The sequence below is a fragment of the Clostridium sardiniense genome, assembly GCF_019753795.1.
Classification (GTDB): domain Bacteria; phylum Bacillota; class Clostridia; order Clostridiales; family Clostridiaceae; genus Clostridium; species Clostridium sardiniense.
In genome coordinates this window covers 82,447-104,501 of sequence record NZ_JAIKTU010000004.1, presented here as the reverse complement: position 1 = coordinate 104,501, position 22,055 = coordinate 82,447, and the positions used below count along the sequence as shown (strand labels likewise).

The following is a 22,055-nucleotide window of genomic DNA, read 5'->3' as shown; positions in this document are numbered from 1 at the left end:
AATATTTTGAAGGTAGCTTTTGAGCTTCTTTAGTGAAATTATAGTAGCTAAAGACGGTCTGTCTAGGTCGTTATTTTAATTAAGAGCTTATAGAGATTTAATTATAAATCTTTGTAGGAATAAAGGTGGTACCACGAGCTTTCGTCCTTTTATGGATGAAAGCTCTTTTTTTATTTAAATAGATTAATTTTAAGGAGGAGTTTTATATGTCAGATATAAGAAATATTGAAACAACATATAATCCAAAAGAATTTGAAGATAGAATTTATAAAACTTGGGAAGAAAAGAAGTACTTTACGCCAGTGGTTGATAAGAATAAGAAGTCATATTCAATCGTTATGCCACCACCAAATATAACAGGAAAATTACACTTAGGTCATGCACTTGACAATACACTTCAAGACATGCTTATAAGATTTAAGAGAATGCAAGGATTTGAAACGCTTTGGCTTCCAGGTCAAGACCATGCTTCAATTGCAACAGAAGTTAAAGTCGAAAATGAGCTTCTAAAAAAAGGTCTTAAGAAGAAAGAAATGGGAAGAGAAGCATTCCTTGAAAAGGTTTGGGAATGGACTGATGAATACAGAGAAAGAATAAGAACTCAACTTAAAAAGATGGGATGCTCAGCTGACTTTACAAGAGAAGCATTTACAATGGATGAACATTTAGATAAAGCAGTTAAATATGTATTTGTTAAGCTATATAAAGAAGGTCTTATATACCAAGGAAATAGAATAACTAACTGGTGTCCTAAATGTCAAACAGCTCTATCAGATGCAGAAATAGAATATGAAGAGCATGCAGGACACTTCTGGCATATAAATTATCCATTAAAAAATGGAGAAGGTTTCTTAGAGATTGCTACAACAAGACCAGAAACTTTACTTGGAGATACAGCAGTTGCAGTTAATCCAAATGATGATAGATTTAAACATCTTATAGGAGAAACTTTAATACTTCCATTAGTAAATAGAGAAATTCCTATAGTTGGTGATGAATACGTTGATATAGAATTTGGTACAGGTGCAGTTAAAATAACTCCAGCACATGACCCTAATGATTTTGAAGTTGGAAAGAGACACAACTTACCTCAAATAAGGGTGATGGACGATAAGGGAGTTATAAACGAAAAAGGCGGAAAATACCAAGGGTTAGATAGATATGAAGCTAGAAAAGCTATGGTTAAAGATTTAGAAGACCTAGGACTTTTAGTAAAGGTAAAAGACCATACCCACAATGTAGGAACTCATGATAGATGTAGTACTGTAATAGAGCCTATAATATCAAAACAATGGTATGTAAAGATGCAATCATTAGCAGATCCTGCTATAGAAGTTGTAAAGAATGATAAAACAAAATTCATTCCTGAAAGATTTGAAAAGACATACTTTAACTGGATGGAAAATATACAAGATTGGTGTATATCAAGACAATTATGGTGGGGACATAGAATACCAGTATGGTACTGTAATGACTGTGGACATATAAACGTATCAACAGGAGAAATTACTACATGTGAAGAGTGTGGAAGTCATAATTTAGAACAAGAAACAGATGTTTTAGATACTTGGTTCTCATCAGCATTATGGCCTTTTTCAACACTTGGATGGCCAGATAAAACTGAAGACTTAGAATACTTCTATCCAACTAATACATTAGTTACTGGATATGATATTATATTCTTCTGGGTTGCAAGAATGATATTTAGTGGTATACATAACATGGGAGAAACTCCATTTGAAAATGTATTAATACACGGAATAATAAGAGACTCTGAAGGAAGAAAAATGAGTAAATCTTTAGGAAATGGAGTAGATCCACTAGAAGTTATAGATACTTATGGTGCAGATGCTTTAAGATTTATGCTTGTTACTGGTAATGCACCAGGAAATGATATAAGATATTATCCAGAAAGAGTTGAATCAGCAAGAAACTTTGCAAACAAGATATGGAATGCTTCAAGATTTGTTATGATGAACCTTGATAGAGAATTAATGAATAAATATAAAGATTGCAAAGAGTATAGTTTAGCAGATAGATGGATACTTTCAAATTTAAATACTTTAATTAAAGAAGTTACAGAAAACATGGATAAATTTGAACTTGGAATTGCACTTCAAAAGGTTTATGATTTCATGTGGACAGAATTCTGTGATTGGTATATAGAATTAGTTAAGCCTGTATTATACGGAGAAGATGAAAAGGCGAAGGGAATAGTTTACAATGTATTATTTACTGTTTTAGAATCAGGACTTAAATTACTTCACCCAGTAATGCCATTTATAACAGAAGAAATATTTACTCATTTAAATGAAGAGGAAGAAACTATAACTCTATCAGCTTGGCCAGAATTTAAGGAAGAATTAAATGATGTTAAGGCTGAAGAAGATATGGCATTTGTTATAGAAGCAATTAAGAATCTAAGAAACTTAAGAGCAGAAATGAATGTACCACCATCAAGAAAAGCAAGTGTTATGTGTTATATATCAAATGAAGCTAAAGATGCATTTATGGCAGGTGCTGCTTACATTGAAAAATTAGCATCAGCTTCAAATGTATCATTTATAGAAGATAAAAAAGAAGTTCCAGAAAATGCAGTATCATTAGTTGTAAAGGGTGGAGAATTATTCATGCCATTACTTGATCTAGTTGATAGAGAAAAGGAACTTGAAAGATTAAATAAAGAGCTTAAGAAGCTAGAAGGAGAAATTGAAAGAATAGATAAAAAGCTTTCAAATCAAGGTTTCGTAGCTAAAGCCCCTGAAAAAGTTGTTTTAGGAGAAAAAGAAAAAAGAGTTAAATATGTTGAAATGTTAGATGCTGTTAAAGGTAGAATTGATGCATTAAAATAATTATTAAACTTAGCGTTAGCATTTTGCTAACGCTTTTTTATAAAATGGGAGATAGGAATATGTATAGAGAAGAAAAGTGTGAGCTTAAAGGCTTTGCTGAAAATGAAGAATTCTTAATTTGGACAGATTTATTAATTAAATATGAATTTGCTATAGAAGAAATAAGCACTAAAATTAATATATTAAATAATGAATTTAAAATGTTACATGATTATAATCCTATAGAACATATAAAAACTAGAGTCAAAAAGCCTAAGAGTATAGTGCAAAAACTTATAAGCAAAGGATTGGAACCTACAGCGGAGAATATTATGGATAATCTTAAAGATATAGCTGGAGTTAGAATAATATGTTCATTCACAGAAGATATATATTTAATATTTAATATATTATCTAAGCAAGATGATATTAATGTTATTGAAGTTAAGGATTACATAAAGAATCCAAAAGAAAATGGATATAGAAGTTTACATGCTATAATAACAATACCCGTATTCTTATCTACAGGGACAGTAGATGTTCCTGTAGAGATACAGATAAGAACAATAGCTATGGATTTTTGGGCTAGTCTTGAGCATAAGCTATATTATAAATATAGGAATAAAACACTTGATCACATATCAAGTGATCTTAGAGAATGTGCAGATATGATAACTGTTTTAGATAATAAAATGATTGATATAAGAAAAGAAATAGAAAAATTATCTAAGGATTAATATACTAAAAAAGAGAGACAAGAATTGTCTCTCTTTTTTGTAGCTATTTAAATAAGAAATAGCTATCATAAATATATGTGTAGTATCAATAACTTTTATTTAGAGCTTGTAGCTACTTATTACAGGAGTATAGTTATATCTCTATAGTAATATTATTTTTTTACTACGTCACACTTTCCATGATCTACTGCTTTTATATCCATTTCTCCAAACATTGTTTTAGAGAAAGAATTACCAAAGTTTATTGCTTCTTCAATTTGTTCTTGTGAAGCTCTAAACTTAACACGAAGACCAGGATTTACTAATTTCATTTTTAATTCTTCTAGTCTGTGTTCTATTCTAGGAACTGCTTCACCACTCCATCCATATGAACCAAATGCAGCTGCAAATTTTCCGCCATGTATTATAGGGTTTAAATTAGCAAGCAAGATTCTAATTGGTGGTAATAATTCATTAACTATAGTTGGTGAACCAAATAATAAACCATCTGACTCCTCAATATCTTTAAGAATTTCAGCAGTTTCATGATGAATCACATCATACATTTTAACTTCTACGTTATGATCTTTCTTTATTCCTTCAGCAATATGCTTTGCTAATTCTTCTGTGTAGCCATATGCTGATACGTAGCAAATAGTAACTTTTTTATCTCCGTTAATTTTAGGTTTAACAGGAGTACTCCATTCTTTGTAAGTTTCTACTATCTTCCATGGATCTTCTCTTAATACTGGTCCATGTCCAGGACATATAACATCTATTTTTAAGTCCTTTATCTTGTTTATAGCCTTTAATACAAAAGGTTTAAATGGTCCCATTATACAATCATAATAGTATCTTAATGCTTCGTTATATGCATCTTTATCTGGAATTAAGTCATTAAATACTTCTTCACATGAGTAGTGACTTCCAAATGAATCGCAAGTTATTAATACTTCGTCTTCAACAACGTAAGTATACATTGAATCTGGCCAATGTAAAAATGGTGCTGAAATAAATTTTAATGTTTTATTTCCAAGTGATAAAGTATCACCATCCCTAACTACTATGTGTTCAAAATCTCTGTTTATGATTTCTTTTAAGTAAGAGATTGCTTGCATTGAACCAACAACTTTAGCGTGTGGTGCAAGATCTAATATTTTACCAACTGATCCAGCATGATCAGGCTCAGTATGATCAACAATTATATAGTCGATATCAGCTGGAGTAATATCTAATGTTTCAAGAGTCTTTAAGTACTCATCAAAACATTTTTCTTTAACTGTTTCAAATAATGCGATTTTCTCATTACCTTTAACTACATATGAATTATAAGTTGTTCCATATGGAGTATACATTATAATATCAAATATTCTTAACTTAGGATCTAGTGCACCTACCCAGTAGATGTCCTTTTTAATTTCTACATTTCTCATATTAACACCTCTTGTAAATAATAACTTCTATAAAATAATAAATATTAATTCGATATGATTTATGATAGCAAAAAAGTAATTGATTGTAAATGATATTTTCTTATCAATTAGATAAATTTAGTAAAATGACGTATACTCTTATTATAAACTTTTGACAATAAAATATTTATAGTTAAAATATTAATAGTGTTAATTTTAAATTAACAAAACAAGTAATACAGTATTTTAATATATAAGGGGCGAAAACAAATGAATTATAAGGAAGCAATGAATTACATTAAAAAGGTGGGGAATTTTGGGTCAAACTATGGTTTGGAAAGAACGGAAAGACTTCTAGAGATTTTAGGAAGTCCACATAAGAAATTAAATGTTATACATATAGCAGGTACAAATGGTAAAGGATCTACAACTTCTATGATTTCTTCAATGCTTATTGAGGAAGGTTTTAATGTTGGTATGTATACTTCACCATTTTTAGAGGAATTTGAAGAGAGAATACAAATAAATAGAGAAAATATTAAAAAAACTGATTTGGGAAATTATATGGATTATATAAAATATGCAGTAGAAGAGGTAATTAAAGAAGGGTATAGCCATCCAACAGAGTTTGAAATAATAACTTGTTTAATGTTTAAATATTTTTATGATAAAAAGGTAGATTATGCGGTTATAGAAGTTGGACTTGGAGGAAGACTTGATTCAACAAATGTAGTAAATCCACTAGTTACAGTTATAACTTCAATAAGCTTGGATCATACAAATATATTAGGAAACACTTTAGGTGAAATAGCAAGAGAAAAAGGAGGTATAATAAAAGAAAATACTCCTTTAGTACTATACCCTCAGAAAGAAGAGGCTCTTAAAGAGCTTGAATATATAGCGAAAGAAAAATCAGCAAAGATATATAAAGTTAAATATAATGATGCAAAATTGTTAGAAATTATTAGAGAAGATGATGTTTATCAAAAGATTGAAGTAAAGGGCGAACTTAAAAGCTATGTTGCTAATTTAAGACTTTTAGGAGAACATCAAATATTAAATTGTGCTGTTGCTGTTAAGACAATGGAGATATTATCAAAAGTACAAGATTTTGAAATAAAAGATATAGAAAAAGGTATAGAAAATTCAAAATGGATTGGAAGACTTGAAATATTAAATAAAAATCCATTAGTAGTTATAGATGGTGCGCATAATATTCAAGGAATAAGTACTCTTAAAGAAAATGTTATTAAGTATTTTAATTATGAAAATATAGTTCTTTTAATAGGAATATTGGCAGACAAACAAGTGGAAGATATGATAAAGATAATAGCACCTATGAGTAAGGAGATAATAGCACTAACACCTCATAGTGAAAGAGCAGAACTTGGAGAAGAACTTAAAAAGGAAATAGAAAAAGTTAATGCAAATGTAGAAAGCTTTGATAGTTATGAAGAAGGTTTTAGAAAGGCTTTAGAGATTTCAGGAAATAATGATTTAATTTTAGTTACAGGTTCTTTATACATGATTGGAGAAATGAGAGGTATAATAAATAACATAGTAAAAGAAGAATAGTAGGTGACTTTATTATGGTAGATATAACTTTTTTAGGAACTGGTGGAGGCATGCCTATGCCTTTTAGGCATCTTTCATCTCTTATGATTAATTATGAAGGAAGAAAAATATTAATTGATTGTGGAGAAGGATGCCAAATATGGATTAGGGAATATGGATTAGGGTTTAAGAGTATAGATGTTATATTTATAACTCATGGACATGGGGATCATGTTAATGGGTTATCTGGACTTTTAGCTACTATAGGAAACAGCGGAAGAGAAGATGAACTTACAATTATAGGCCCTAAAGGAATAAAAGGCATTGTGGAAGGACTTATGGTTACAGCTAGATATATTCCTTATAGTATAAATGTTATAGAATGTGACCTTGATAATTTGAATTTTAAGATACAAAATAAACGTATAGTACCTTCTGATGAAAAAACTAGTGAAATAATTATTAGCACATTGCCTCTTGAGCATTCAATTGAGTGCATAGGAGCTAGAATAGAAATAAAAAGAAGGGCTAGATTTAGCAAAGAACTTGCAGAAAAGAATGATGTACCTAAAATGTTATGGAGTAGACTTCAAAAGGGAGAAGAAATAGAGTTTGAAGGAAAAATATACGGAAGTAACTTAGTTTTAGGAGAAAAAAGAAAAGGGATAATTATAAGCTATATAACTGATAGTAGGCCAATAGACAGTATTGTAGATTTTATCAAAGAAAGTGATTTATTTATATGCGAAGGTACCTATGGAGATGATAATGATTTAGAGAAGGCAATTAAAAATAAGCATATGACCTTTAGAGAAGGAGCCGCTTTAGCTCAAAAAGCAAATGTAAAAGAATTAATATTTACTCATTATTCTCCAGCCTTATTAAATCCAGAAGAGTTTATAAACAATGCTACAGATACATTTGAAGATTCAGTTTTAGCAAATGATGGGATGAAGAAAGTATTAAATTTTATAGATTAACTTGGCATATGTAAAAGAAGTTATTGCAAGAATTATTCATATGATTAAAAAAGAATATAAGGCAATTTATGATAGAAAGTATTTAAATATATAAATTTGTTAAGATCAATATTTATCTTTATTTTAAGAGTAATATATTGGTCTTTTTTTGTTTAAATATTAAAAATAAATTTTAAGTTAATAAATGATATATATAATAAACAAAAATGAGTATTAGTACATTGATAATTAATAGGTGACTAATACATTTTAAAGATATGTATAAAATTGTAACTATATAGAAAATAAAGTAAAGTTATATAAAATAAAGTAAAATTTTTAAATAAAAGAAGTTATTAGAAGGGAAATTTATCACAATTAAATATTTATGTAAACGATTAATAAAAGCTATATAGTCATTTATGAAAATTAACAATTACGGAATAATTATTAATTATATGAGGAAAGTAGCTATTTTAAAGGCTTTGATAGAAATTTGTAAATTTTACAAAGTGAATTTAGTAGAAAAACTAAGATTAGATAAGAATGCTATATTATTAATGGAATTTTATCACTATAATCAACTATTATTATAAAATTAAGAGCTTTGTGCCTAAAAATAACGTTTTACATGAAAAATTACAGTTGTTATACTTTAGCCAAGACAGGGATAGGAAAAAATTCCTAACTTGATTAATTTTGTCGGCAATATTAATAGTTTAAAAATAAAATATCGAAGGGGCGTGAAATTATGGATAAAAATTTAAAGCAAAGTAATGCCAAATCATTAAGTTTATTTGGATTCTTTGCAATAACAGCTTCTATGGTTATGACGGTGTATGAATATCCTACGTTTGCAACATCAGGATTTCATTTAGTATTTTTCTTATTATTAGGTGGATTCTTATGGTTCTTGCCAGTAGCTTTATGTGCAGCAGAAATGGCTACCGTTGAAGGTTGGCAAGAAGGCGGAATTTTTGCTTGGGTAGGAAATACCTTAGGAGAAAGGTTTGGATTTGCAGCAATATTCTTTCAATGGTTTCAAATAACTGTTGGATTTGTAACAATGATTTATTTTATATTAGGAGCATTATCATATGTATTTGATTTTCCTGCACTTAACACTAATCCAGCTGTAAAATTTGTTGGTGTATTAATTATATTCTGGGTTCTAACTTTTTCACAGTTAGGAGGTACAAAGAATACAGCTAAAATAGCTAAACTAGGATTTATAGTCGGTATTGTTATACCTGCAATAATTTTATTTGCATTAGTAATTATTTATGTAGTTCAAGGAAATCCAATAGATGTGGAAATAAGTACAAAAGCATTTATACCAGATTTCACTAAAATAAACACATTGGTTGTATTTGTATCATTTATATTGGCATATATGGGAGTTGAAGCATCAGCATCACATGTTAATGAAATGACTAATCCTAAAAGAGATTACCCTATAGCAATGATTATATTAATAGTAGTAGCTATTATATTAAATACTGTAGGAGGATTAGGGGTAGCATCAGTAATACCACAATCACAGTTAAATTTAAGTGCTGGTGTTGTACAAACATTCGAGGCATTAGTAGGTCACTTTACTTCTAATGGAACTTGGATTGTAAAGATTATAGCTTTAATGATAGCACTTGGTGTTATAGGAGAAGTTAGTGCATGGGTTGTAGGACCATCAAGAGGGATGTATACAGCAGCTCAAAATGGAATTTTACCAAAAGTATTTAGAAAAGTTAATAAACATAACGTACCAGTTCCATTAATTATGGTTCAAGGTGTTGTTGTTACAATATGGGCAGCAGTTCTAACATTTGGAGGCGGTGGTAACAACGTTTCATTTTTAACTGCAATTTCTTTAACAGTTGTAATTTACTTAGTAGGTTATATATTATTCTTTATAGGTTATTTTGTATTAATATATAAAAAGAAGAATCTAAATAGAGCATATCAAATTCCAGGCGGTATAGTAGTTAAGACAATAATTGCTGCAGCTGGTTTAATAATGTCAATACTTTCATTAATAATATCATTTGTTCCACCAAGCAGTTTAACAGGTAAAAGTACTACTGAATATGAGGTTATACTAGTAATTAGTTTCATTATAGCGATAATAATACCATTTGCTATATATGCATTACATGATAAATCCCAAAATGGTAGTAATAATCATAAAGTTTCAAGAATTAAGCATCATGAAATTAACAGTTTTGTACATCCAATAGCAAGAGGTGAACATCATATTAACTCAAATGAGGAAGATGTTATGGATCAAACAGACAGTATGAAAAATAATAAAGAATAATATTAATTTAAATTAATATTATTTTAAATTAATAAATTTAGGAGGTATTTTTATGTTATTTGGTAGAGATGATAAAAAATTAAAGGATGTTTATAGTACGCCAATATTTGGTACTGAGGAAGAGAATATGGATATTCCAAGATATTCAATTAGAAAGAAATCTGTAGAGCCAAGAGTTGCATATAGATTAGTTAAAGATGAATTAATGGATGAGGGTAATGCAAGATTAAACTTAGCTACATTCTGTCAAACTTATATGGAGGATGAAGCTACAAAATTAATGGCTGAAACATTAGAAAAGAACGCTATTGATAAGTCAGAATATCCTCAAACAACAGAACTTGAAAATCGTTGTGTAAATATAATCGCTGATTTATGGAATGCTCCAAAGGATATGAAGTTTATAGGTACTTCAACAGTTGGATCATCAGAAGCATGTATGTTAGCTGGTATGGCTATGAAGTTTAGATGGAGAAATAGAGCTAAGAAACTTGGTATGGACGTAAATAATAAGAAGCCAAACTTAGTAATATCATCAGGATTCCAAGTATGTTGGGAAAAGTTTTGTGTATACTGGGATATAGAAATGAGATTAGTTCCAATGGATGAAAAGCATATGAGCTTAGACATTGATAAAGTAATGGATTATGTTGATGATTATACAATTGGTATAGTTGGAATACTTGGTATAACTTATACAGGTAAATTTGATGATATTAAGAAGTTAAATGATGTTATTGAAGAATATAATAAGACTGCTAAGTTATCAGTACCAATTCATGTTGATGCTGCTTCAGGTGGATTGTTTGCACCATTTATAGAACCAGATCTTGAATGGGATTTTAGGTTAAAGAATGTTGTATCAATAAGTACTTCAGGTCATAAATACGGACTAGTTTATCCAGGTATCGGTTGGGTAATGTGGAAGGATGAACAATTCTTACCTAAAGAATTGATATTTGAAGTAAGCTACTTAGGAGGAAAGATGCCAACAATGGCTATAAACTTCTCAAGAAGTGCAAGTCAAATAATAGGACAATACTACAACTTCTTAAGATATGGTTTCGAAGGATACAAACAAATACATCAAAAAACAAAAGATGTTGCAATGTATTTAGCAAAAGAAATCAAGGACATGGGATTATTTGAAATATACAATGATGGATCAAACTTACCAATAGTTTGTTATAAATTAAAAGAAGATGCTAATGTAGAATGGACATTAGATGATCTAGCAGATAGATTATTGATGAAAGGATGGCAAGTACCTGCTTATCCATTACCAGAAAACTTACAAGATGTAAGAATCCAACGTATTGTATGTCGTGCTGACTTAGGTCATGCAATGGCTGAACAGTTAGTAAATGATATTAAGTCTGGTATAAAGGCTCTTAATAATGCACGTGTTTTACAAAAAAATGAAACAAATAAAGGTGCATATGGTTTTACACATTAATAATATATAGTTTAAATTACTTTTAAAATACAGGGCTGTTATTAAGGCAACTAATAAAGTTGTTTTAGTAACAGTTTTTGTATTATTGATTAAATAATACTTTATTTAGTTTAGCATATGGTATTAATTGTTTTTACAAATGCTAAGTATCTGGGATTATACATACTAGCTCTTTACTTAATTTGTTTAATGATTAAATTAGCTAGAGAGGGCATTTTGAATTTTTTCATGTAATGAAAAATAAAACAGAAAAATTCCTAGTAGCTATAGGTTTTAACTATAAATGCTAGGAATTTTTTATTACATATTTTTAATTTCTTTTAAAGCATTTGCTAACTGATCAGGACATGATGTAGATTTATCTTTGCATTTAATTCCTTCAAGTTTTGATATAGCTTCATCAATGTTCATTCCTTTTACTAGACTTGAGATACCAAATAAATTTCCAGGACAACCTCTGATAAATTCTACTGATTTTATAATATTATTTTCTACATCAACATGTATTTCAGTTGAGCACACACCACTTGTTTTATATGTATACATAAACGCCTCCTAAATAAAAAAATATAAATTAATTATACTGTGAAATTTACAAGAAATAAAGTATATTTTGTCGCTAAAGTCAAATGGAGTCATATTATATAAAGATAGGTATTCCTTAGGAGGCGTTACTTATGAACAATATTTATATTTGTAATACTTGTGATGATTGTATAAGGAGAATAGATGAGGCGAGCTTAAGTATAGAAAATATAAGCTTAAGTTCAAATGGAAGGCCTATAGGTCCTAGGAGTATAGAGGTAAGAGGAGAATTAGGAGTCGTAGCAAATAGTTATGACAACAGTTTATCATTTTTAGATTTGGCAAGTCTAAAAGAGATAGATAGAGAATATATAGGACCTCACCCTAATGATGTAAAGCTTTATGAAAAATATGCTTGTGTTGCATGCAATGAAACAAATTCTATAATATTCTATAATATAGAAAATAAGAATATTGAATTTGAAGTTCCTTCAGGAAACTCTCCAGATAGTATTGTTCTAGATTCTACGCGGAGAGTACTTTTATCTGCCAATTTACTTGAGAATACGGTATCTTTAATCAATTTAGATAATAAAGATATAGATAAGAAGGTAAAGGTTGGTGAATATCCTATTAAGATTATTATGTCTAAAAATGGTGAATATTTTTATCTTTGTGAGAGTTATTTAGGAAGTGATAAGGAGGGTTTTATTGGAATTTATTCAATGAAGAATTTAGTATGTATAAGTAGAATAAAGGTTGACTCTATGCCTATAGATGTATTTGAAGATGATGAAAAATTATATGTTGCAAATTTTGGGTCTGAAAGTGTAAGTGTAATAAACATAAGAGAAGGAAAAGTAGTTAGAAATATAAATGTAGGTGGAATGCCAAATAGAGTGATAAAAAGAAAAAAAGAAATATTTATTAGTGACTATCTAAATGGAAAATTGCATGTAATAAGTGATGATGAAAATAAAAGAAAAATCATCGCAATAGGGAACGAACCTAATGCAATGATTATGGTTAATTCAAATCATCAAATAATAAAGTGATAATCTGATTGTATATTTCTGAAGGATTTTCTTGCCACTTGTTACAAAGATAAGTGGCTTGTTTTTTTGTTGGCACTTGTAATTTTAATTCCATTAAAGGACAATCATCCTCTAAAGCTTTAATATCAACAATAAAGCTATCGTTAGAACCTATTGTGTAGTCACTATGTATTGTTAGTTCTTTTTTTATTAAATCTATATGTGACTTAACATATTCATTAACAAGGGAAATTTTTGAAGGAGATATCCTATCCTTAAAGAAGGAAAGCACACTATCACCTTTATCTGTTAATTTTAATAATTTTTTATCCATCACTTCAGCATACTCTATAAATTTTGACTCATCAAGTTCTGCTACGTATTGTTGTAGGGTGAAATAATTTATAAAACTATTTTCAAGCACTATTTCAGTGAGTTGTGTATTAGAAATAGGCTGTTTTAGAGTTTTTAAGATATATAAAAGCAATAACTTGTTTTCTGCTAATTCTAATGAACTCTCTTCGTACATAATTAAGCCTCCATTTTATTCAGATATATTAATAATTATAGCATAAATTCTAAAAGAATGAATATAGTGTAATTAAATAAAATATAAATGAATGTATTTTTAAAAATAAATAAGGAGAAGTTGTTTTGAATTTAGAAAAAAGAAAGAGTATATCTGTAGTTGCACTTATTTTGTTTGTAGCTTTAGCATCAGCTGGGATTTTTGTATATGAAGGCTATAGAAAATCTTTAGATGCATTTGCTAAGGAAAAGAGTTTGCCTATTCATTCAATAAATACTGAGGAAAAAAATATAGCTTTAACTTTTGATATAAATTGGGCTGAAAAAGATTACTTAAGTGACATATTAAACATAATGGACAAATATAATGTAAAAGGAACATTCTTTATGATGGGAAAATGGATAGATTGTACTGAAGAAAATGCGGAGAAACTTAAGCTTATACAGGAAAAGGGGCATGAAATAGGTAATCATAGCTATATTCATCCAAATTTTTCAGAGATAAGTGGTGACAAGATAGAAAAGGAGATAAAGAAGACAGAAGAAACCATAAAGAAAGTTACTGGAGAAGAAACTAAATTATTTAGATTCCCAAGTGGAGACTATAATGATGCTGCTGTAAAAAAAGTTATAGAACTTGGATATATTCCAATTCAATGGGATGCAGACTCGGTTGATTGGAGACAAGATGGAGAAAAGCAGGAATATGAAAGGGTTAGGAAAAAGGCAAAGCCAGGCTCCATTACTCTTTTCCATAACAATGCAAAGTACACACCGAAGAATTTAGATAGAATAATTAAAGAGCTTAAAGATGAAGGATATGAGTTTAAAAAAGTAGGAGAAATGATTTATAAAAAAGATTATTATATTGATTCAAATGGCGTCCAACATAAAAAATAATAATTTATATTGAAAATTGGATAAATTATGTATTATAATGGAAATGTACTTGTGGGGGTCATTAAATTTATATAAATTAGTTTATCACAAAGGGAGAGAGGGGTTACAATGGATAATTTAATGTTAAACAACAAAATTTATCTTGAAGGAAAGGTAGTTTCAGAATTAGAGTATAGTCACGAAATGTATGGAGAAGGGTTTTATACATTTGGTCTTGAGGTACAGAGGTTAAGCGATTCAGTAGATTTATTGAATGTTACGATCTCAGAAAGATTATTAGCTGGGTTTGATATCAGTATAGGCAAGGACGTTATAGTAGAAGGGCAGTTAAGATCATATAATAAATTTATAGAAGGATCAAATAAATTAATACTTACTGTTTTTGCGAGGAATATTGAACCTTGTATAGAGAGAAGTAAAAATCCTAATGAAATTTTCTTAGATGGATATATATGCAAAGAGCCAGTATATAGAACAACACCATTTGGAAGAGAAATTGCAGACGTTTTACTAGCAGTAAACAGAGCATACAATAAGTCAGACTATATACCAACAATTGCTTGGGGAAGAAATTCAAGGTTCTGCAAGACTTTAGAAGTTGGAGATAACATTAAGGTATGGGGTAGATTACAAAGTAGGGAGTATCAAAAGAAGGTATCAGAAACTGAAGTAGTTAAAAAAATTGCATATGAAGTATCAATATCAAAAATGGAAAGATCTAAAAGAGATGAAACAAATGAGCACGAAGAAGGTGCCGTATAAATTATAAAAGATATTAAAAAGGTATTTGAATATTCAAATACCTTTTTATTTAATATTATTTTCTTAAATCATCAAGAAGTTGAGTTTTATCTTTAGTCTTATCATCAACTGATTTAATTATTTTTGCTGGTGAGCCTGCAACAACAACACCATCTGGAACATCTTCAGTTACAACTGAACCTGCAGCTACAACTGAACCTTTTCCTACTTTAACACCTTCAAGTATTACAGCATTAGCCCCAATTAAGGCATTATCACCTATTTCACATGGTGACTTGCTAGGTGGCTCTAAAACTCCTGCGACAACAGCTCCAGCACCTAAGTGAACATTATTTCCAAGTTTTCCACGAGCGCCTATTACGGCGTTCATATCTACCATAGTTCCATCACCTATTTCAGCGCCTATATTTATAACGGCACCCATCATTATTACAGCGTTTTTACCTATAGATACTCTATCGCGGATTATAGCGCCTGGCTCGATTCTAGCTTCTATTTCAAGAATATCAAGCATTGGGATTGCAGAATTTCTTCTATCATTTTCTATTTTAAAGTGCTTTATTAAGTGTTTATTATCTAAAACAACCTTTAAGATTAAATCTGATTCACCAACTAATATGTAGAAACCATTAGTTCCATACCATTCTATTCCTTCTAAGTTTGCTTCTCTTAAATCACCATTTACATAAACTTTAACTGGTGTTGATTTTTTTGATTCTTTTATGAATCTTGCTATTTCATATGGATCAGTAAAATTGTATTCCATAGTATCATCCTCTCTAACATTGTTATTTAATAATAATAAATTAATTATAATAAAAAAAGTTCAGGAATAAAAGAGTTTCTTATAAAAAAGAACAAAATTTGCTAGTATCTTGACTTTAATGTAAAATATTTTCTAAAGGAGATGATCACTTTGAAACTAAATGAAGGTTTTGTTCAGATATATACAGGAAATGGAAAGGGAAAAACTACTGCAGCTATAGGTCAAGGAATTAGAGCTTATGGTAATGGACTTAAGGTTATAATGGTTCAATTCTTAAAAAGTGGAAGGACTGGTGAACTTAATACTATAGATGAACTTGGAGAAAATTTTGAGATCTTTAGATTTGAAAAGAGAAGAGGTTTTGTTTGGACTCTTACTGAAGAAGAGAAAGAAGAAGTTAAAAAAGAAGTTAAAGTTGCATACAATTTTATAATGGATATTTTAGAAAATTGTAAATGCGATATGATTATAATAGATGAGGTTATGGGAGTTCTTAAAAATGAATTTTTATCAGTAGAAGAAGTTATAGAATTAATTGATAAAAAGCCGAAAAATGTAGAGCTTATAATGACAGGAAGGAATGTTCCAAAAGAAATAGTTGATAGAGCGAATCTTGTTACAGAAATGAAAGAAATAAAACATTATTATAAAGAAGGAGTACCAGCTAGAAAAGGAGTTGAGCTTTGATGAACAATAGAGTAATGGCTGTAGAGATATCAGGTATTAGAAAATTTTATAATAAAGTGCGAAAAGTTGAAGGCGCAATATCATTAACTTTGGGGCAACCGGACTTTAACACACCTATAGCTATAAAAAATGGTATTAAAAAAGCAATTGATGAAAATAAAACTGTTTATACTGAAAATGCAGGAGTAAAAGAATTAAGGTCTGAAATTTCAAATTACTTAAGAACATTAGGTGTAAATTATTCAGAAGAAGAAATATGTATAACAATTGGAGGTAGTGAAGCGATATTAGATTGCTTTATGGCATTATTAAATGAAGGAGATAAGGTGTTAATTCCAACACCGGCATATCCAGCATATGAAAGTGTTGTAAATATAGTTGGAGGAAAAATTATAAATTATAAATTAAATGAAGACTTTACTGTAAATGTAGATAACATAAAAGAAAAGTTTAAAAAAGAGGGATGTAAATACTTGGTATTATCATTCCCGACTAATCCAACTGGTGCAGTTCTTGATAAGAAAGGTAGAGATGAGTTAATAGACTTTATAAAAAGTGAGGATATAGTTGTAATTACAGATGAAATATATGCTTCTATTATATATGATGATTATTATTCTGTTGCACAAGAGAGTAGCATAAAGGAAAAGGTAATATATATAAGTGGCTTTTCAAAGATGTTTTCTGCAACAGGTCTTAGAATCGGTTATATAGCATGTCATGATACTATAATGAAAGAAATTATGAAGGTTCATCAATATGGCGTGTCATGTGCAACTTCAATAGTGCAATATGGTATGATTGAAGGGTTAAAATATTCTATGAATGATGTTATATATATGAGGGATGAATTCTTAAATAGAAAGAATTATGTTGTTGGAAGACTTAGACAGATAGGATTCCATGTTAGTGAACCTAGAGGAGCATTTTATGTTTTTCCATCTATAAAGAAGTTTAATTTAACTTCTGAAGAATTTTGCGAAAGACTTCTAAATGAGAAAAAAGTTGCTTGTGTTCCAGGATCAGCTTTTGGTGATGGTGGAGAAGGTTTTATAAGAATATCATACTGCTATTCTATAGAGGAATTAGAACTTGCATTAAATAAAATAGAAGAATTTATAAAAAACTTATAAAAATTCATAAAAATCAAACAAAAATATGACGATTAATTTTATTGATCGCCATATTTTTTTTATTTTTGTAGAAATGATATAAAAATAAAATGAAAGTATAATACTTAAAAATTTCAAAAAAGGTTTTTAAAACCCCTTATTTAGTAGAGATTACCTTTAAAATTAAATGTTAATAAAAAAAACCTTCAAATTGTGTTTCTAATACGTACAAAACCTGAAAAATGTATGAGAATATTCATTGCTAAATAAATATTAAAAAAAAATTAAAAATATTAAATTTATGGAAAAAGTATATGTATAAAAAATGCAAGTCTAAATAAAAAACTTGCATCAATTGGCTAAATAAGGTATGGTAAACGTATTCAAATGAGGGAAGGTATATTTGATAAATTGATAAAAATGACCTAGATTTTATTATTATATTAATAAAAAGAAAGCTGCAAGCTTAACATTATCAATTGACAAAAGGCATAGATATAATATAATTATTAATAAATATCAAATGTATATATATGTAAAAATGAATAGGGGGTTTTAAAAATGCTAAAGTACATAGGGAAAAGAGTTTTTACTAGTATTTTAACAATATGGGTAGTTGTAACGCTAACATTCTTTCTGGTAAGAGCAATGCCTGGTGGGCCATTTGATGGTGAGAAAATCACAGCTGAAATGAAGGCGGTACTAAATGAAAAGTATGGATTAGACAAGCCATTAAGTGAGCAATATGCAATTTATATGAAAAATTTATTAAAAGGAGACTTGGGAGAATCATTAAAGTATAGGGGAAGAAGCGTAAATGAAACTATAGCATATTCATTCCCTAAATCAGCAAAGCTTGGGGCAGTGGCAATTATATTCTCTCTTATTGCTGGAACATTACTTGGGGTAGTTTCAGCACTTAAATCTGGAAAGTGGCCTGATAAGGTATGTATGTTTATATCAACTCTCGGAATAACAGTACCGAGCTTTGTAATAGGAGCTATATTAATATATTTCTTTACAGTTAAATGGGGATTACTTCCACCTGCTGGATTAAATGGACCAGAGACTTATATAATGCCTGTAATAGCACTTGCAGGAAGCTCTATGGCATTTATAACTAGACTTACAAGAAGCAAGCTTATAGATGTCTTAAAATCTGATTATATAAGAACAGCTAAAGCTAAGGGATTAAATAGTAGAGTGGTTATCTTCAAGCATGCTTTAAGAAATTCACTTATACCTGTAGTTACGTATCTTGGACCATTAGTTGCATCAATACTTACAGGATCATTTGTTGTTGAGAAAATATTTGTAATACCTGGTCTTGGTAATGAATTTGTATCAACAATTACAAATAGAGATTATACAGCTTTACTTGGGGTTGTTGTGTTCTTCTGTACATTAATTGTAGTGTGTAATTTATTAGTTGATATTTTATATGTAGTTATTGACCCAAGAATAAAACTTGATAATGTAGAAGGTTAAGGGGGTAAAGTGTATGGAAAATTTGGGATTTGATAAAAGTATGTTTACTCCTGTATCACAAGAGGAGAAAAAATTTGAAGAAAATGTGAGACCAAGTGTTGGATATTGGAGTGATGCTTGGAGGAGACTTAGAGCAAATAAAGTAGCATTAGTTTCGTTGATAGTAATAATAGTATTAGTTTTACTTGCAATAATAGTTCCAATAATATCACCTTTTGCATATGATGCTCAAATAGCAGGATCAAAAGATTTAGGACCTAATGGAACACACTTTTTTGGTACAGATAAGCTTGGGAGAGATTTATTTGTAAGAGTTATGATGGGTGCAAGATATTCATTAATTATTGGAGGAGCCGCCGCTGTAATAAATTTATTTATTGGAGTCATATATGGTGGTATATCAGGATTCTTTGGTGGAAAAATTGATAATATTATGATGAGAGTTGTTGATTGTTTATATTCAATTCCAACAACAATATATGTTGTAATAATTATGGCGGTATTAAAGGATACTGCATTTGATCAAACTGGAATACTAAGTATTATATTAGCACTTTCAATATCATATTGGGTTGGAATGGCAAGAATAGTAAGAGGAGATATACTTCAACTTAAACAACAAGAATTTGTACTTGCTGCTAAAACATTAGGAGCATCAAAGAAAAGAATTTTATTTAGACATTTAATACCTAACTGTATGGGTTCAATCATAGTTACAATGACACTTTTAATACCGCAGGCTATATTTACTGAAGCGTTTTTAAGTTTTATTGGGCTTGGACTAAATGCACCACTTGCTTCATTAGGTACATTATGCAATGATGCAATGCCTGCAATATATACAAAGCCATATCAGTTATTTTTCCCAGCAGTTATGATATGTTTAATAATACTTTCATTTAATATGCTAGGTGATGGATTAACAGAAGCACTAGATCCTAAACATCAAAGATAGGGGGAGTTTAAAAGTATGAGTAAATTATTAGAAGTGAAAAATTTAAGAACCTCCTTTGATACACATTTAGGTGATGTACAGGCAGTAAGAGGAGTTTCGTTTTATGTAGATAAAGGAGAAGCACTTGGAATTGTTGGTGAATCAGGATGCGGAAAATCCGTTACAATGATGTCAATAATGAAATTACTATCAGAAAATGCAAATATACAAAGTGATGAAATAATATTTGATGGAAATGACATAAGTAATTATGGAGAAAGAGAAATGGAGAAGATAAGAGGAGAAAAAATGGGAATGATATTCCAAGATCCTATGACATCTTTAAATCCATTATATACAATAGGTAACCAATTAACAGAACATCTTATGAAGCATAAGGGAATTTCTAAAAAAGAAGCTTGGAAAAAAGGAATAGAGATGTTAGATTTAGTTGGAATACCAAGTCCTGAAAGTAGAATGAAGCAATATCCACATGAATTTTCAGGTGGTATGAGACAAAGAGCTATGATAGCTATAAGTTTAATTTGTGAACCAAATTTAATTATTGCAGACGAGCCAACAACAGCACTTGATGTTACAATTCAAGCGCAAATACTTGATCTTATGAAAAGCTTAAAAGAAAAGCTAAACACATCAATTATACTAATAACTCATGATCTTGGTGTTGTAGCAGATCTTTGTTCAAGAATAAATGTTATGTATGGCGGAATAATTGTGGAGTCTGGAACTGCAGAAGATATTTTCTATAGAGGAAAACATCCTTATACTTGGGGATTGCTTAGAAGTGTTCCAAATCCACTTAGTGAACTTAAAGAGAAACTTATACCAATAGATGGTCAGCCACCAGATCTTTTAAAACCACCTACTGGATGTCCTTTTGCTGATAGGTGTGATTATACAATGAAAATATGTATGGAAAATCAGCCACCATTATTTAAGGTTGACAATGGACATGAAGCTGCTTGTTGGCTATGTCATGAAAATGCGCCAGAGGTTAAAACATCTATAGGGAGGGAAGGCTAATATGGAAAAACATAAAGATGTAATTTTAGAAGTTAATAATCTTTGCAAGTACTTCCCAGTTAAAAAAGGGATATTTGAAAAGAAGAGTTATGTAAAGGCTGTTGACAATGTTTCTTTTAGTATAAAAAAAGGAGAAACTTTAGGTCTTGTTGGAGAATCAGGGTGTGGTAAAACTACAACTGGTAGAACTATATTAAAATTATATGAGCCAACTAGTGGAAATATAATTTTTAATGGTGAAGATATAACAGGAAAATCTGAAAAGGAAATGATTCCTTTAAGAAGGAAGATGCAAATGATATTTCAAGATCCATATGCATCTTTAAATCCAAGAATGACTGTTGGCGATATTATTGGGGAAGCAATAGATATTCACGGATTATATAAAGGCGAGGAGAGAGAAAATAGAATAAGATATTTGCTTGATAAAGTTGGATTAAATGGAAGTCATATAAATAGATATGCACATGAATTTTCAGGAGGTCAAAGACAAAGAATTGGAATAGCAAGAGCCCTTGCAGTTGAACCAGATTTTATAGTTTGTGATGAACCAATTTCTGCTCTTGATGTTTCAATCCAAGCACAGGTAATTAATATGTTAGAGGATCTACAAGAGGAACTTGGATTAACTTATCTTTTTATAGCGCATGATTTATCAATGGTTAAGCACATATCAACACATATTGGGGTAATGTATTTAGGACAAATGGTTGAAAAAGGACCTAGTGATGATGTTTATTTAAACCCAAAACATCCATATACTAAAGCACTTTTATCAGCAGTTCCTATACCAGATCCAGATATAGCAAAAGCAAATAAAAGAATAGTTTTAGATGGAGATATTCCATCTCCTATAGATCCAGAACCTGGATGTAGATTTAAAGGTAGATGCAAATATTCTAAGGATATTTGTAGTAATGAAGATCCTATACTAAGGGAAATTGAAAAGGATCATTTTGTAGCTTGTCATTTATTCAATGAAGAATAATTCATTATCAAACTGATAATTTATTATAACTATATAAAAGGGGGA

The 22,055-nt window shown here is 29.7% G+C and carries 19 protein-coding genes and 1 other annotated feature (1 of these 20 running past the window's edge); of the genes, 15 read left to right on the top strand and 4 right to left on the bottom strand.

What is annotated here, in order from left to right; translation table 11 throughout:
- Nucleotides 1-152, top strand: a binding site (T-box leader) (it extends 77 nt beyond the left edge of the window).
- Between the two features lie 54 nt (nt 153-206).
- Both K5V21_RS05585 and K5V21_RS05580 read left to right on the top strand, forming a co-directional pair.
- Complete coding sequence (locus K5V21_RS05585; RefSeq protein ID WP_221859826.1) at nt 207-2,852, top strand: valine--tRNA ligase; 2,646 nt, start codon at nt 207-209, stop codon at nt 2,850-2,852.
- Nucleotides 2,853-2,911: 59 nt separating this feature from the next.
- Nucleotides 2,912-3,568, top strand: coding sequence for a GTP pyrophosphokinase (locus tag K5V21_RS05580; RefSeq protein WP_221859824.1), 657 nt, complete (start codon nt 2,912-2,914; stop codon nt 3,566-3,568).
- 152 nt (nt 3,569-3,720) lie between these two features.
- Here the strand turns inward: K5V21_RS05580 and K5V21_RS05575 are convergent, their stop codons facing one another.
- A complete protein-coding gene (locus K5V21_RS05575) occupies nt 3,721-4,980 on the bottom strand; it encodes an FprA family A-type flavoprotein (RefSeq protein ID WP_221859822.1) in 1,260 nt (419 codons plus the stop codon).
- 249 nt (nt 4,981-5,229) lie between these two features.
- Here K5V21_RS05575 and K5V21_RS05570 point away from each other — a divergent pair, with 249 nt between their 5' ends.
- The 4 genes from K5V21_RS05570 (at nt 5,230) to K5V21_RS05555 (ending at nt 11,242) form a co-directional block, all read left to right on the top strand.
- The gene (locus K5V21_RS05570; RefSeq protein WP_221859820.1) at nt 5,230-6,534 is read left to right on the top strand and encodes a bifunctional folylpolyglutamate synthase/dihydrofolate synthase; all 1,305 of its coding nucleotides are present in this window, start codon (nt 5,230-5,232) and stop codon (nt 6,532-6,534) included.
- 14 nt (nt 6,535-6,548) lie between these two features.
- Complete coding sequence (locus tag K5V21_RS05565) at nt 6,549-7,493, top strand: ribonuclease Z (RefSeq protein ID WP_221859818.1); 945 nt, start codon at nt 6,549-6,551, stop codon at nt 7,491-7,493.
- 730 nt (nt 7,494-8,223) lie between these two features.
- Nucleotides 8,224-9,786, top strand: coding sequence for a glutamate:gamma-aminobutyrate antiporter (gadC, locus tag K5V21_RS05560; RefSeq protein ID WP_204594272.1), 1,563 nt, complete (start codon nt 8,224-8,226; stop codon nt 9,784-9,786).
- Between the two features lie 52 nt (nt 9,787-9,838).
- On the top strand, nt 9,839-11,242 hold the full coding sequence (locus tag K5V21_RS05555) for a glutamate decarboxylase (RefSeq protein WP_221859816.1): 1,404 nt from the start codon (nt 9,839-9,841) through the stop codon (nt 11,240-11,242).
- A 300-nt stretch (nt 11,243-11,542) separates the two neighbouring features.
- Here the strand turns inward: K5V21_RS05555 and K5V21_RS05550 are convergent, their stop codons facing one another.
- On the bottom strand, nt 11,543-11,788 hold the full coding sequence (locus K5V21_RS05550) for a TIGR03905 family TSCPD domain-containing protein (RefSeq protein WP_221859814.1): 246 nt from the start codon (nt 11,786-11,788) through the stop codon (nt 11,543-11,545).
- 131 nt (nt 11,789-11,919) lie between these two features.
- On the opposite strand from K5V21_RS05550, the gene K5V21_RS05545 reads away from it, so the two are divergent.
- The gene (locus K5V21_RS05545) at nt 11,920-12,822 is read left to right on the top strand and encodes a YncE family protein (RefSeq protein WP_221859812.1); all 903 of its coding nucleotides are present in this window, start codon (nt 11,920-11,922) and stop codon (nt 12,820-12,822) included.
- On the opposite strand, the gene K5V21_RS05540 is transcribed toward K5V21_RS05545, so the two are convergent.
- The gene (locus K5V21_RS05540; protein ID WP_221859810.1) at nt 12,794-13,330 is read right to left on the bottom strand and encodes a DUF4364 family protein; all 537 of its coding nucleotides are present in this window, start codon (nt 13,328-13,330) and stop codon (nt 12,794-12,796) included. The two genes, K5V21_RS05545 and K5V21_RS05540, sit on opposite strands and share 29 nt — an antisense overlap.
- A 125-nt stretch (nt 13,331-13,455) precedes the next feature.
- On the opposite strand from K5V21_RS05540, the gene K5V21_RS05535 reads away from it, so the two are divergent.
- Nucleotides 13,456-14,229 (top strand): polysaccharide deacetylase family protein, encoded by a 774-nt coding sequence (locus K5V21_RS05535; RefSeq protein ID WP_245000652.1) that lies wholly within the window; start codon nt 13,456-13,458, stop codon nt 14,227-14,229.
- A gap of 108 nt (nt 14,230-14,337) precedes the next feature.
- Nucleotides 14,338-14,991 carry a single-stranded DNA-binding protein gene (locus K5V21_RS05530; protein WP_204594266.1) on the top strand — a complete coding sequence of 218 codons (654 nt, stop codon included), beginning with the start codon at nt 14,338-14,340 and terminating at the stop codon, nt 14,989-14,991.
- A 55-nt stretch (nt 14,992-15,046) separates the two neighbouring features.
- Here K5V21_RS05530 and dapD read toward each other — a convergent pair whose 3' ends face one another.
- Nucleotides 15,047-15,757, bottom strand: a complete 711-nt coding sequence (gene dapD / locus K5V21_RS05525) for a 2,3,4,5-tetrahydropyridine-2,6-dicarboxylate N-acetyltransferase (protein WP_221859808.1) — start codon at nt 15,755-15,757, stop codon at nt 15,047-15,049.
- 150 nt (nt 15,758-15,907) lie between these two features.
- Here dapD and K5V21_RS05520 point away from each other — a divergent pair, with 150 nt between their 5' ends.
- The 6 genes from K5V21_RS05520 to K5V21_RS05495 all read left to right on the top strand — a co-directional run bounded on the left by K5V21_RS05520 (nt 15,908) and on the right by K5V21_RS05495 (nt 22,010).
- Nucleotides 15,908-16,444: a cob(I)yrinic acid a,c-diamide adenosyltransferase gene (locus K5V21_RS05520; RefSeq protein WP_245000651.1), complete on the top strand. Its 537-nt coding sequence runs from the start codon at nt 15,908-15,910 to the stop codon at nt 16,442-16,444.
- Complete coding sequence (locus tag K5V21_RS05515; RefSeq protein ID WP_221860184.1) at nt 16,444-17,577, top strand: pyridoxal phosphate-dependent aminotransferase; 1,134 nt, start codon at nt 16,444-16,446, stop codon at nt 17,575-17,577. The genes K5V21_RS05520 and K5V21_RS05515 overlap by 1 nt, the downstream gene beginning before the upstream one ends.
- A 540-nt stretch (nt 17,578-18,117) precedes the next feature.
- Nucleotides 18,118-19,044 carry an ABC transporter permease gene (locus K5V21_RS05510; RefSeq protein ID WP_221859803.1) on the top strand — a complete coding sequence of 309 codons (927 nt, stop codon included), beginning with the start codon at nt 18,118-18,120 and terminating at the stop codon, nt 19,042-19,044.
- Nucleotides 19,045-19,057: 13 nt separating this feature from the next.
- On the top strand, nt 19,058-19,999 hold the full coding sequence (locus tag K5V21_RS05505; RefSeq protein ID WP_204594262.1) for an ABC transporter permease: 942 nt from the start codon (nt 19,058-19,060) through the stop codon (nt 19,997-19,999).
- Between the two features lie 15 nt (nt 20,000-20,014).
- Complete coding sequence (locus K5V21_RS05500; protein WP_221859801.1) at nt 20,015-21,022, top strand: ABC transporter ATP-binding protein; 1,008 nt, start codon at nt 20,015-20,017, stop codon at nt 21,020-21,022.
- 1 nt (nt 21,023) lies between these two features.
- Complete coding sequence (locus K5V21_RS05495) at nt 21,024-22,010, top strand: ABC transporter ATP-binding protein (protein WP_221859799.1); 987 nt, start codon at nt 21,024-21,026, stop codon at nt 22,008-22,010.
- Nucleotides 22,011-22,055 lie beyond the last annotated feature (45 nt).